This window comes from Acidovorax delafieldii 2AN (genome assembly GCF_000175235.1).
Lineage (GTDB): Bacteria > Pseudomonadota > Gammaproteobacteria > Burkholderiales > Burkholderiaceae_C > Acidovorax > Acidovorax delafieldii_B.
This window is the reverse complement of the sequence record NZ_ACQT01000109.1, coordinates 1-12,252: the sequence shown is the minus strand read 5'-3', so window position 1 is coordinate 12,252 and position 12,252 is coordinate 1. Positions and strand designations below refer to the sequence as shown.

The window sequence follows — 12,252 nt, the reverse complement described above, 5'->3', positions numbered from 1 at the left end:
CGCGAGTTGCTGGCGCAGGCCCAGGCCGCGCTGGCGGCGTCAGGCCTGGCCGACACGCGTGCGCTGGCCGCGCTGGCGGACATGGTGGTGAACCGATCGTATTGAAGCGCCGCGCTGGTCCGCCACCGATGCATTGAATGTCAAATTGGCCTCTGGCGCTTATCTGTTGAGCGTCGGTAGCTATTAAAAATATAGTAAATGTCCACGACATCCTTTCCCCTGCTGCAGACGGTCAACGACCCCGCTGACCTGCGCTCCCTGTCCCGATCCGATCTCAAGCAACTGGCCACCGAGCTGCGTGCTTTCGTGATCGAAAGCGTGTCCCAGACGGGCGGGCACCTCAGTTCCAACCTCGGCACGGTGGAACTCACCGTTGCGCTGCACCACGTGTTCAATACGCCCGACGACCGGCTGGTGTGGGACGTGGGCCATCAGACCTACCCGCACAAGATCCTGACCGGCCGGCGCGATCGCATGTCCACGCTGCGCCAGCTGGGGGGCATCTCGGGGTTTCCGCAGCGCACCGAAAGCGCATACGACACGTTCGGCACGGCCCACTCCAGCACCAGCATTTCCGCAGCGTTGGGCATGGCACTCGCCGCGAAGCGCAAAGGCGAGGAGCGCCATGTGGTGGCCATCATCGGCGACGGGGCGATGACGGCGGGCATGGCCTTCGAGGCTTTGAACAATGCCGGGGTGGCCGATGCCAACCTGCTCGTGATCCTGAACGACAACGACATGAGCATTAGCCCGCCGGTGGGCGCGCTCAACCGCTATCTGGCCCAGCTGATGAGCGGGCAGTTTTATGCTGCCGCGAAGAATGTCGGCAAGAGCGTACTCAAGAACGCCCCACCGCTGCTGGAACTGGCCAAGCGCCTGGAGCAGCAGGCCAAGGGCATGGTGGTGCCGGCCACGCTGTTCGAGAAGTTTGGCTTCAACTACATCGGGCCCATCGACGGTCACGATCTGGATTCGCTGATTCCCACGCTGGAGAACATCAAGGACCTGAAGGGCCCGCAGTTCCTGCATGTGGTCACCAAGAAGGGCCAGGGCTACAAGCTGGCCGAGGTTGATCCCGTGGCCTACCACGGCCCCGGCAAGTTCGACCCGGCCGTGGGTCTGGTCAAGAGCACCGCCGCCCCCAAGCAGACCTTCACGCAGGTGTTCGGCCAGTGGCTGTGCGACATGGCCGAGCAGGATGACCGGTTGGTGGGCATCACCCCGGCCATGCGCGAGGGTTCGGGCATGGTCGAATTCCACAAGCGCTTTCCCGACCGCTATTACGACGTGGGCATCGCCGAACAGCATGCCGTCACCTTTGCGGCAGGAATGGCCTGCGAGGGCGTCAAACCGGTGGTGGCGATCTATTCCACCTTCCTGCAGCGCGGCTACGACCAGATGATCCACGACGTGGCGCTGCAGAACCTGCCGGTGGTGTTTGCGCTGGACCGCGCTGGCCTGGTGGGGGCCGACGGAGCCACCCATGCCGGCGCCTACGACATTCCGTTTGTGCGCTGCATCCCCAACATGAGCATGGCCTGCCCGGCCGACGAGCGCGAATGCCGCCAGTTGCTGAGCACCGCTTTTGCGCAGGACCACCCCGTTGCCGTGCGCTACCCGCGCGGCAGCGGTGCGGGCGTGGCGCCCTTGCGGGGGCTGGACAGCCTGCCTTTTGGCAAGGGCGAGATCCGCCGCGAGCGCAAGGGCGACGGCAAGGCGGGACCGCGCATTGCCATTCTGGCGTTCGGCACCTTGCTGTATCCCGCGCTGGAGGCGGCCGAGGCGCTGGATGCCACGGTGGTCAACATGCGCTGGGCCAAGCCCCTCGACGTGGAACTGCTGCTCGAAGTGGCCGCGAGCCACCATGCCCTGGTGACGCTGGAAGAGGGCGCCATCATGGGCGGCGCGGGCAGCGCCGTGATGGAGGCCCTGGCCGCCGCACAGGTGACCATGCCGGTACTTCAGCTGGGTTTGCCCGATGTGTTCATCGAGCATGGCGATCCCGCCCGGCTCCTGGCATTGCAGGGGCTGGATGCCGAGGGCATCCGTCTCGCCATCAGTGCGCGTTTCGGTGCGCACCCGGCCGACTGACAAGCCGGGGTGCCGCCTGTGCCGCGCCCAAGCGGCGGCGGGGCGGGGTCCCAAGCTTGCAAAACCCTGAATGCAGGGTAACAAGGGGGCATTTCCGCGGGATAACCCGCAAGAGATGCCCGTTTCAACTTTCTACAATCACTTCTCGAAACGCGCAGTTCGGGCCGGGTCTTCGGGCCTGCCGGAATGCGCAGTGTGATCACCATTCTGGAAAGAATCTCATGGATCGTCGTTCCGTCATCAAGCACGCTGGCATCGCAGGTGTGCTCGCCGCAGGTATCGCCCCCGCAGCACACGCACAGGCCACCGTGCGCTGGCGTCTTGCCTCCAGCTTTCCCAAGTCGCTGGATACCATTTTTGGCAGCGCCGAAATGTTCGCCAAGACGGTCCGCGCGCTCTCCGGCGGCAAGTTTGAAGTGTCCGTGCACGCTGCTGGCGAGCTGATGCCCGCGTTCGGCGTGGTGGATGCCCTGCAGAGCGGCACGATCGAGATGGCCCAGACGGCGCCTTACTATTTCACCGGCAAAAACTCCATCTTTGCTTTCGGCTGCGCCGTGCCTTTCGGCCTCACGGCCCGCCAGATGGATGCGTGGATGGACCATGGCAATGGCCGCAAGCTGATGGATGCGTTCTACGCCAACTACAACATCAAGAGCCGCAGCGCGGGCAACACCGGCACGCAGATGGGTGGCTGGTACCGCAAGGAACTCAAGACCGTTGCCGACCTCAAGGGCCTGAAGATGCGCATGGGCGGCGGCCTGTTCGGCGAAGCGATGCAGAAACTGGGCGTGGTGGCCCAGAACATGCCTGCCGGTGACGTGTACCAGGCCCTCGAAAAGGGCACGCTGGATGCTACCGAATTCGTCGGCCCCTACGACGATGAAAAGCTGGGCTTCAACAAGGTGGCCCCGTTCTACTACTACCCCGGCTGGTGGGAGGGTGGTGCCGAGCTGGAATTCTTCATCAATGCCAAGGCCTACGCTGCCTTGACCCCCGAGTTCCAGGCCATCGTCGACGCCGCCACCACTGTGGCCGCACGCGACATGACTGCCAAGTACGACGCCTTCAACCCCGTCGCCCTCAAGCGCCTGGTGGCCGCCAAGACCCAGCTCAAGGCCTTCCCCAAGGAAATCATGGATGCGGGCTACAAGGCTTCGATGGAAGTCTTCGCCGAACACGAAGCCAAGTCGGCCGAGTTCAAGACCATCCACCAGGACATGCGCGCCTTCCAGCGCGACCAGTTGCTGTGGGCGCGTTACTCTGAATTGCGCTTCGACAACTACATGACGGGCGTGAAGCTGTAATCAGGCCACGCGCGGCGGCGGCCTGATCTGGGCCCCGTCACCCATTTTTCTCGATCCGGTAGCCGGCGCTGCATACCCCTGCGGCGCAGATACCGGTTTTTTTTGGGCCCATCGTGTGCCAAAAGCGCATGAATATTGAAGGAAGTCACCATGGATCGTCGTTCCCTGATCAAGAAAACCGGTATCGCCGGTGTGCTGGCAGCGGGCATCGCCCCCGCAGTTCACGCGCAAGCCGTCGTGCGCTGGCGCCTGGCATCGAGCTTTCCCAAGTCGCTGGATACCATCTTCGGCTCTGCCGAGGTGTTCGCCAAGGCGGTGAAGGAAATGTCGGGCGGCAAGTTTGAGGTGTCGGTCCATGCTGCCGGCGAACTGATGCCCGCGTTCGGCGTGGTCGATGGCGTGCAGAACGGCACGGTGGAAATCGCCCACACCGCTCCTTATTACTTCTTCGGCAAGAACGAGGCTTTCGCCATTGGCGGTGCCATTCCCTTTGGCATGAATTCGCGCCAGCTCACGTCGTGGATGGTGGACGGCAACGGCACCAAGCTGATGCGCGAGTTCTATGCCAAGTACAACATCGTGAACTTCCTGGGGGGCAACACGGGCGCGCAGATGGGCGGCTGGTTCCGCAAGGAAGTCAAGTCGCCTGCGGACATCAAGGGCCTGAAGTTCCGCGTGGGCGGTTTTGCCGGCAAGGTGATCGAGCGCATGGGCGGCGTGCCCCAGAACATTCCGGGCGGCGAAATCTACCAGGCCCTCGAAAAGGGCACCATTGATGCGGCCGAGTGGATTGGTCCCTACGATGACCAGAAACTGGGCTTCAACAAGGTGGCGCCGTTCTACTACTACCCCGGTTGGTGGGAAGGCAGCCTGAACCTGGAGTTCTACGTGAACCAGAAGGCGCTGGACGGCCTGTCGGCCGAGAACAAGGCCATCGTGCAAGCGGCGTCGCACGAAGCGCACGTGACCACGCAGGCCCGCTATGACGCACGCAACCCCGGTGCCCTGAAGCAGCTGGTGGCCGCCAAGACCAAGGTGGTGCCGTTCCCTCAGACCGTGCTCGATGCATCGTTCAAGACCACCATGGAGCTCTACGCCGATCTGGACAAGAGCAATCCGGAGTGGAAGAAGATCTACACAGACTATCGCAACTTCCAGCGCGACCAGATTCTGTGGTTCCGCTTCGCCGAGTCGCGTTTCGACAGCTTCATGTCGTCGCAAAAGCTCTGATAGTGCAGGCGCCCCGCGCGCCCTGTGCCATCAAGAAGCCCGCCAGGTTCGCCTGGCGGGCTTTTTTGCGTGGGGGCAGAGAGGCGCACGGAGGTGGCTGCTGGGCGGCCCTGGACGGTATGTTGTTGGGCTGCTCTTGCTGGCGTACCGTGGCCCGCAGCCTGCGGGCACCACTGGCGCTGGGGCGTTCTTGCCGTGCCCTGCTGAGGCCTGATTGACGCTATGCGCTGGCAAGTCCGCCAAAGGAATCGTCTTGGTGCGCGGGGCGGCCGAGCTGGCGCCGGCTCCTTTTCCTGCACGTGGGTTGGACGTTGGCGGAGCCTTCGTCAAAAAAAGCACCGGAGGGTCGGGCCTGCTTGCAGGTTGCAGGTTGTGGGTTGGGAGTTGGGAGTTGGGAGTTGGGAGTTGGGTGTTGGGTGTTGGGAGTTGCCCATGACCGCTGCGCCTGGCACGCGGGGCATGCCCTGGAGGCTCTGAAGGGCATCGCCAACCCGCTTCCGTGCGCTTCAAAAGCGCTGAGCAGTTGGGGGGCTCCAGCGGGCGCGTTTGCGGGCGGAAGAACGGGCAAAGGGCGCTGCCGTCAACGGCGGGGAAGGTGCCCATCGCGCTGCATGGATGGGGCGTGAACACGTTCGCTGTCGCACCCCAGCTCTCGGGGATGCTGTCGCCCTGAAAAAAGCCCTGCCGGCATTGCGCTGGCAGGGCTTTTTGCAGGAAGGGGCCGCGCAGTGCGCCACCGGCGGGGCGCTTGTGCGGACCTCTGTGTCAGGGCTTCTTTTCAGGCTCGGTGGCCAGCGAATCCTGCATCGCCTTCAGGGGATCGTCTGCCGCAGGGGCGGCGGCGTCGCCGCCCTGCATGCCTTCGGTGGGATCGACCTGGTCGATCGGGGCTGGCATGTCGGCTTCCATTTCCAGGCGTACCTTGTCCAGGTCATAGACCTCGGCCTTGTCCAGACCGCTCGAGACGATGCCTGGGAAGGCGATCACCAAGCCCACCATGATGAGCTGGATGGCGACGAAGGGCACGGCACCCCAGTAGATCTGCATGGTGGTGACGGGCTTGATCAGCTTCTTGGTGATCTTGTCCACGTACTCCTTGTCGGGGGCCACGCTGCGCAGGTAGAACAGCGCGAAGCCGAAGGGTGGGTGCATGAACGAAGTTTGCATGTTGATGCCCAGCAGCACGCCGAACCAAACCAGGTCGATGCCCAGCTTGGTGGCCACTGGCGCCAGCAGCGGCACCACGATGAACGACAGCTCGAAGAAGTCCAGGAAGAATGCCAGGAAGAAGATCATGATGTTCACCACGATCAGGAAGCCCAGTTGCCCCCCGGGCAGGCCGGCCAGCAGGTGTTCCACCCACAGCGGGCCGTCCACGCCCTGGAACGTGAGGCCGAACACCGTGGCGCCCACCAGGATGAACACCACGAAGCACGACAGTTTGGTGGTGGTGTACATGGCCTGCTTGAGCAGCGAGAAGCTCAGGCGGCCGCGTGCCATGGCCATGACGAAGGCGCCCAGCGCACCCATGGCGCCACCTTCCGTGGGTGTTGCGACGCCCAGGAAAATCGTGCCCAGCACCAGGAAGATCAGCAGCAGCGGGGGAATCAGCACGAAGGTCACGCGTTCGGCCATGCGCGAGAGCAGGCCCAGGCGGGTGATCTTGTTGAACATGGCGGCGACAAAGGCCAGTGCCACGCCGAAGCACATGGCGACCACGATGGTTTCGTCCAGCGCCACCTTCTCGACCAGCTCACCTTCCCACCAGGTGTGGATGGCAGGCATGTTCTTGCCGACGTAGATTGATGCGCCCGTGCACAGGGCGGTCAGGATGGCCAGCGACGGCAGGCCGCTCTTGCCGCTGTCTTCGCGCAGGGTGCGTGCCTCGATGGGCATTGCGGGAACCCAGTGGGGCTTGAAGATCGCCAGGATGATGACGTAGAGCGCATAGAAGCCCGTGAGCATCATGCCGGGCAGGAAGGCGCCCTTGTACATGTCGCCCACGCTGCGGCCGAGCTGATCGGCCAGAATGATCAGAACCAGCGACGGAGGAATGATCTGCGCCAGCGTGCCGGACGCCGCGATGACGCCCGAGGCAATGCGGCGGTCATAGCCATAGCGCAGCATGATGGGCAGCGAGATCAGGCCCATCGAGATCACCGAAGCGGCCACCACGCCCGTGGTAGCTGCCAGCAGTGCGCCCACGAAAATCACGGCAAATGCGAGGCCGCCGCGCACGGGGCCAAACAGCTGGCCGATGGTTTCAAGCAAGTCCTCGGCCATGCCGCTTCGCTCTAGGATCAGCCCCATGAGCGTAAAGAACGGAATGGCCAGCAGCGTGTCGTTCTGCATGATGCCGAAGATCCGCAGCGGCAGGGCCTGCAGCAAGGCCTCGGGCAGCACGTTGAGTTCCACGCCGATGAAGGCGAAGAACAGGCCGCAGGCGCCCAGGCTGAATGCCACCGGAAAGCCCAGCAGCAGGAAGATGATGAGCCCCGCAAACATGATGGGGGCCAGGTTGTGAATGAAGAATTCCATGGTCGTGTCTCCGCTCAGTCGGCCTTGGGGGTGCCCGTGCCGTTGCCCGTGGCGGCTTCACGCAGGCGGCGGATGGATTCGGCGAGTTCTTCCTCGGCCGTTTTTTCCAGCTTCTTGGCGGTGGGGTCTTCGATCAGGCCCTGCAGGAAGGCGATGCGCTTGATCAGTTCGGACCAGCACTGCAGCAGCAGCAGCCCGAAGCCCAGCGGCAACATCAGGTACACCGGCCAGCGCATCAGGCCACCGGCATTGCTCGACATTTCGGCGGAGACGTAGCCCTGCCAGAAGAACGGTATGCCGAACCACAGCACGGCAAAGCAGAACGGCGTGAGGAAGCAAACGAAACCGAAGACGTCGATCCAGATCTGCGCCCGCTTGGACAGGCGGCTGGAGATCACGTCGACCTTCACGTGCTCGCCCTGCAGCAGCGTATAGCCCGCAGCCAGCAGGAAAGACGCGGCAAACAGGTACCACTGCACTTCCAGGTAGGCGTTCGAGCTGACGTTGAACACCTTGCGAACGACGGCGTTGACGCCACTGACCAGGGTGGACCCCAGGATGAGCCAGATTACGTACTTGCCGACCTGGGTGTTAAGCCAGTCGACCCCTCTGGAAAATTTGAGTAAAGCCTGCATGGTGTCTCCAAGAAAAAGGCTATGCGCACGACGTTGCGGCCCTGTCACCGGTGGGCGAAAAAGCGCGACAAACTTTTACAAGGGCGCCATTCTACGGAGCACTGTATTGCGAGGCTGACGGCAGCGTGACGGTGTTATCCCTTGACTGGTGCTTATTTTCTAGCTTCCAAAAATATAGCAATTAGGGTTTCTGCTTAGGGCTTGTGTCCCGTTTGCGACCGCTGAATCGCCACCAGGGCAGCACCGTGCTCATGGCCAGCACCTCGCCGCAGTGCATGGGCGCGTAGCCAGGCATGGCACGCATCAGGGCCTGCCACGCCGGGGCCTGCAGCACGGCCCGCAAGGCACTGGTGGCGGGCTGGTCGAGCGTGGACTTGAGGCAGGCGAGGTGGTAGCGCTCGTGCACCAGGGGCACGAAGTCGAGCCCCCGGGCATGGGCCGCCAGGGCGATGCCCATGCCCACGTCGGCGGTGCCCGCGGCAACGGCCTGCGCCACGGCGCCGTGCGAGGGTTCGTTCAGTTCATAGCCCAGGATGTCCTCGGGCGTGAGGTTTGCCATGGCCAGCAGGTCACCCAGCAGCACGCGGGTGCCCGTGCCCAGGGGGCGGTTCACGAAGCGTGCGCCGGTGCGGGCCACATCGGCCAGGGTGCGCAGGTTCAGCGGATTGCCGCGTGCGACGATGAGGCCTTGCGTGCGCCGCGCAAACCCGATGATCTTGTGGCGCCCCGGTTGCAGCAGGGGCCGGTAGGTGCGCGCGGCCAGGGAATCTGCGGCGGGCTCTTCGAGCGTGTGAAAGCCCGCCAGCGTGCACCGCCCCTCGTTCAGCGCGCGAATGGCGTCCACACTGCCCGTGAAGCGGATGTCCAGGTGCACCGCACCGCCATCGCCGGGCGTGGCGGCATTGGCGCGCAGTGCACCCAGCGCGTCGTCGTGGCTGGCATACATGGTCAGCACGTGGGTGCTGTCGTCAAAGGCCACGGCAAAGGCACGCTCCAGGTCGGCGTGCAGGGCCGCGATTTGCGGTGCCAGGCGTGCCTGGGCCTGGCGCTCGGCCCACAGCAGCTTGGTGCCGAATTCGCTCAGCTGGGCCGACTGCCCCTTGCCCCAGATGATGAGTTCGCCGCCCAGTTGGTCTTCCCAGCGCTTGAGGGCCCCCCAGACGTGGCGGTATGACAGCCCCAGCGCGCGTGCCGCACCCGAGATGGAACCCTGCTCGGCCACGGCCTGCAGCATCTCGGGCAGAGGGTTGCGGATGAGGGCGTTGCCCGCGTCGCGGCTGAGCGTGTAGTGGAGTTGGACCCTATGCACAGGCGTTCATATCGCTGGATATTGATGGGGTGCATACGATAGTCGAATCCATGTCCACTCTCTCTGAAAGCGCTCTCACGGCGCTGCATCTCACGCTTTCCGCCGATCCCATGTTGTGGACCATCGTGGGACGTTCTCTTTCTGTCAGCAGCACGGCCTGCCTGCTGGCCTGCGGCGCCGGCGTGGTGCTGGGCGCGTGGCTGGGCGTGGCGCGGTTTGCCGGCCGCGGCGCTGTGCTGGCCTGGCTCAACACTTTGCTGGCGGTGCCGTCGGTGGTGGTGGGGCTGGTGGTTTACCTGCTGCTGTCGCGCAGCGGGCCTTTGGGCGCCTGGGGTTGGCTTTTCACCTTCAAGGCGATGGTGATCGCCCAGACCCTGCTGGTGCTGCCGGTGGTCACGGCCCTGACCTGCCAGCTGGTGGCCGATGCCGAGCGCGACCACGGCGAGCAGTGGAACTCGCTGGGCGCCGGCCCCCTGCTGCGCAGCCTGCTGCTGGCGTGGGACGAGCGCTACGCCCTGCTCACGGTGCTGATCGCATCATTCGGACGCGCCATTTCCGAAGTGGGCGCCGTGATGATCGTGGGCGGCAACATCGATGGTTTCACGCGCGTCATGACCACCGCCATTGCGCTGGAGACGAGCAAGGGCGATCTGCCGCTGGCGCTGGCCCTGGGTTTGGTGCTGCTGGCCGTGGTGCTGGCGCTCAATGTGCTGATCGCATTGCTGCGGCGCTGGCGCGAGGGTGTGGACGGCACCTCGCAGGGCGCATTGCAGGGGGTGCTGGCATGAGCGCCGTGCTGGGCCATCCCCAACCTGCGGGCCCTTCTGCGTGCCATACGGGGGTGAATCCATGAGCGCGGTGCCCGCCGTGAATGCGGCTGCGCCGTGGCCCGATGCCGCCGACAGGGCGCGGCTGCCAACGGTTGTGCCCGAACATCCGGCCGTGTTTTCGCTGCGGGACGTGGGCGTGCGTTATGGCCGGGTGCAGGCCCTGAATGGCGTGAGCCTGTCGGTGGGCTGCGGCGAGCGCGTTGCGCTGATTGGCGCCAATGGCTGCGGCAAGAGCACGCTGCTGCGCGTGCTGCATGGCCTGGCGAAACCCAGCAGCGGCTGCTGGTCGCGCGACAGCGATGTCCGCCAAGCCATGTTGTTCCAGCGTCCGCACATGCTGCGGGCCACCGCACAGCACAACGTCGCGCTCGGCCTGTGGCTGCATGGGGTGCGCTGGCGCGAGGCGCGGGCGCTTGCGCTGGTGGCGCTGCAGCGCGTGGGCCTGGACGGCATCGCAACGCAGAACGCGCGCACGCTTTCGGGCGGCCAGCAGCAACGGGTGGCGCTGGCGCGGGCCTGGGCGTTGCGGCCCGATGTGCTGCTGCTGGACGAGCCCACTTCCAGCCTCGACCCCCACGCCAAGCGCGAAGTGGAAGCGCTGATGGCCGACCTGGCGGCCAGCCACGGGCAGGCCGGGCCGGCCCACCCCGTGACCATGGTCTTCAGCAGCCACAACCTGGGCCAGGTCAAGCGACTGGCCAGCCGGGTGGTTTACCTGGAGCACGGCTGCGTGCTGGCCGATCTGCCGGTGCATGATTTTTTCAACGGCCCCCTGCCCGACGCGGCCCGATTGTTTGTCAAAGGAGAGATGGGATGATGAATTTGACGCCTTTTATGCCTGTTGCCATCGTCCGCAAAGCGCTACCAGCTATTGTTTTTGTAGTGTGCGGCAGTGCCTTTGCGCAGTCGATCACCATGGCGTCCACCACGTCCACCGAGCAGTCGGGCCTGTTCGGCTACCTGCTGCCCGAGTTCAAGAAGGCCAGTGGCCTCGATGTGAAGGTGGTGGCGCTGGGAACGGGGCAGGCGCTCGATACGGCCCGCCGCGGCGATGCGGATGTGCTGTTCGTGCACGACCAGGTGGCCGAAGAAAAATTCGTGGCCGACGGTTGGGGAGTGAAGCGCTATCCCGTGATGTACAACGATTTCATCCTGGTGGGCCCCAGGGACGATCCTGCCGGCGTGAAGGGCAAGGACATCGTGGCCGCGCTCAAGAAGCTGGCCGCCAGCAACGGCAATTTTGTCTCGCGCGGCGACAAGAGCGGCACGCACGCCGCCGAACTGCGCTACTGGAAGCTGGCCGGCGCCGAAGTCGCCAAGGGCAGCGGCTACAAGGAATGTGGCTGTGGCATGGGCCCGGCGCTCAACATTGCCGCATCGAGCGGTGCCTATGTGCTGGCCGACCGGGGCACCTGGCTCAATTTCAAGAACCGTGCCGACCTGGCCGTGCTGGTGGAGGGGGACACCCGCCTGTTCAACCAGTACGGGGTGATGGTGGTCAATCCGGCCAAGCACCCGCATGTGAAGGTGCAGGACGCGCAGAAGTTCGTGGATTGGGTGGTGTCGCCCGCGGGCCAGGGCGTGATCGCCAACTACAAGATCGGTGGCGAGCAACTGTTCTTCCCAAACGCTGCGAAGTGACGCTGCACCATGGCGCGTTTTTCACCAGCCGCCGTGGCGGCCATGGCGCTCGTTGCGGCGCTGGCCGGCTGCTCCAGCCACCCGAAGGGCCCTTTCATGGCTGATGCCGCGCCGGTGCAGGTTTACGCTGCGGGCAGCCTGCGCGAGGCCCTCACCGAGATCGCACGCGCGCATGAGGCCCGCACGGGCCAGCCGGTGGCGCTGACCTTCGGTGCCTCGGGCTTGCTGCGCGAGCGCATCGAAAAGGGCGAACCCGCGCAGGTGTTTGCATCGGCCGACACCGACCACCCGCAGCGCCTGGCGGCGCGCGGAGGCTGGCAGCCGCCCACGGTGTTCACGCGCAATGCGCTGTGCGCGCTGATCAGTGAGCAGATCAGCGCCACCCCCGATACCTTGCTGGCCACCTTGCTGCGCGCCGATGTGCGCGTGGGCACTTCCACCCCGCGGGCCGACCCCTCGGGCGACTATGCGTGGGCGCTTTTCCGCCGGGCCGATGCCGTGCAGCCGGGCGCCTATGCGCAGCTCGATGCCAAGGCGCTGCAGCTCACCGGCGCCGCAGATTCGCCCAAGCCGCCGCCGGGCCGGGGCACCTACGCCTGGGTGATGGACCAGCGCCAGGCCGACGTGTTCCTGACCTACTGCACGAACGCCGTGGCAGCGCAGGCGGAAGTGCC

10 protein-coding genes and 1 pseudogene are annotated in these 12,252 nt (G+C 64.9%); 8 read left to right on the top strand and 3 right to left on the bottom strand.

All coding sequences use genetic code 11. The annotated features are described in order from the left end of the window. From ACDELDRAFT_RS24635 to ACDELDRAFT_RS13605, 4 genes and pseudogenes are all read left to right on the top strand, one after another. Positions 1 to 105 (top strand): annotated as a pseudogene (locus ACDELDRAFT_RS24635) (polyprenyl synthetase family protein); the annotation flags it as partial. A 93-nt stretch (positions 106 to 198) separates the two neighbouring features. Further along, a complete protein-coding gene (dxs, locus tag ACDELDRAFT_RS13615) occupies positions 199 to 2,091 on the top strand; it encodes a 1-deoxy-D-xylulose-5-phosphate synthase (RefSeq protein WP_005797688.1) in 1,893 nt (630 codons plus the stop codon). A gap of 221 nt (positions 2,092 to 2,312) precedes the next feature. After that, entirely contained in the window at positions 2,313 to 3,395 is a 1,083-nt protein-coding gene (locus ACDELDRAFT_RS13610) for a TRAP transporter substrate-binding protein (protein WP_005797687.1), read from the top strand. A 150-nt stretch (positions 3,396 to 3,545) separates the two neighbouring features. After that, complete coding sequence (locus ACDELDRAFT_RS13605) at positions 3,546 to 4,625, top strand: TRAP transporter substrate-binding protein (RefSeq protein ID WP_005797686.1); 1,080 nt, start codon at positions 3,546 to 3,548, stop codon at positions 4,623 to 4,625. Between the two features lie 765 nt (positions 4,626 to 5,390). Here ACDELDRAFT_RS13605 and ACDELDRAFT_RS13600 read toward each other — a convergent pair. From ACDELDRAFT_RS13600 to ACDELDRAFT_RS13590, 3 genes are all read right to left on the bottom strand, one after another. Beyond that, positions 5,391 to 7,163, bottom strand: coding sequence for a TRAP transporter large permease (locus ACDELDRAFT_RS13600; protein ID WP_005797685.1), 1,773 nt, complete (start codon positions 7,161 to 7,163; stop codon positions 5,391 to 5,393). Between the two features lie 14 nt (positions 7,164 to 7,177). Beyond that, on the bottom strand, positions 7,178 to 7,798 hold the full coding sequence (locus ACDELDRAFT_RS13595; RefSeq protein WP_005797684.1) for a TRAP transporter small permease subunit: 621 nt from the start codon (positions 7,796 to 7,798) through the stop codon (positions 7,178 to 7,180). Positions 7,799 to 7,979: 181 nt separating this feature from the next. Beyond that, positions 7,980 to 9,107 carry a substrate-binding domain-containing protein gene (locus tag ACDELDRAFT_RS13590; protein WP_005797683.1) on the bottom strand — a complete coding sequence of 376 codons (1,128 nt, stop codon included), beginning with the start codon at positions 9,105 to 9,107 and terminating at the stop codon, positions 7,980 to 7,982. A 50-nt stretch (positions 9,108 to 9,157) separates the two neighbouring features. Between ACDELDRAFT_RS13590 and ACDELDRAFT_RS13585 the strand changes: the two genes are divergently transcribed. The 4 genes from ACDELDRAFT_RS13585 to ACDELDRAFT_RS13570 form a co-directional block, all read left to right on the top strand. Beyond that, positions 9,158 to 9,895, top strand: coding sequence for an ABC transporter permease (locus tag ACDELDRAFT_RS13585; RefSeq protein WP_005797682.1), 738 nt, complete (start codon positions 9,158 to 9,160; stop codon positions 9,893 to 9,895). A gap of 61 nt (positions 9,896 to 9,956) precedes the next feature. Continuing rightward, positions 9,957 to 10,754 carry an ABC transporter ATP-binding protein gene (locus ACDELDRAFT_RS13580; RefSeq protein ID WP_005797681.1) on the top strand — a complete coding sequence of 266 codons (798 nt, stop codon included), beginning with the start codon at positions 9,957 to 9,959 and terminating at the stop codon, positions 10,752 to 10,754. Then, on the top strand, positions 10,751 to 11,578 hold the full coding sequence (locus ACDELDRAFT_RS13575; protein WP_005797680.1) for an extracellular solute-binding protein: 828 nt from the start codon (positions 10,751 to 10,753) through the stop codon (positions 11,576 to 11,578). Before ACDELDRAFT_RS13580 ends, ACDELDRAFT_RS13575 begins: the two co-directional genes overlap by 4 nt. Positions 11,579 to 11,587: 9 nt before the next feature. Beyond that, positions 11,588 to 12,252 (top strand): substrate-binding domain-containing protein (locus ACDELDRAFT_RS13570; RefSeq protein ID WP_005797679.1); only part of this gene is annotated, 665 nt, incomplete at its 3' end.

Excerpts from the sequence above, each read along its gene's own strand:
- dxs (WP_005797688.1), top strand. The coding sequence starts at position 199 with ATGTCCACGACATCCTTTCCCCTGCTGCAGACGGTCAACGACCCCGCT.
- ACDELDRAFT_RS13610 (WP_005797687.1), top strand. The coding sequence starts at position 2,313 with ATGGATCGTCGTTCCGTCATCAAGCACGCTGGCATCGCAGGTGTGCTC.
- ACDELDRAFT_RS13605 (WP_005797686.1), top strand. The coding sequence starts at position 3,546 with ATGGATCGTCGTTCCCTGATCAAGAAAACCGGTATCGCCGGTGTGCTG.
- ACDELDRAFT_RS13600 (WP_005797685.1), bottom strand. The coding sequence starts at position 7,163 with ATGGAATTCTTCATTCACAACCTGGCCCCCATCATGTTTGCGGGGCTC.
- ACDELDRAFT_RS13595 (WP_005797684.1), bottom strand. The coding sequence starts at position 7,798 with ATGCAGGCTTTACTCAAATTTTCCAGAGGGGTCGACTGGCTTAACACC.
- ACDELDRAFT_RS13585 (WP_005797682.1), top strand. The coding sequence starts at position 9,158 with ATGTCCACTCTCTCTGAAAGCGCTCTCACGGCGCTGCATCTCACGCTT.
- ACDELDRAFT_RS13580 (WP_005797681.1), top strand. The coding sequence starts at position 9,957 with ATGAGCGCGGTGCCCGCCGTGAATGCGGCTGCGCCGTGGCCCGATGCC.
- ACDELDRAFT_RS13575 (WP_005797680.1), top strand. The coding sequence starts at position 10,751 with ATGATGAATTTGACGCCTTTTATGCCTGTTGCCATCGTCCGCAAAGCG.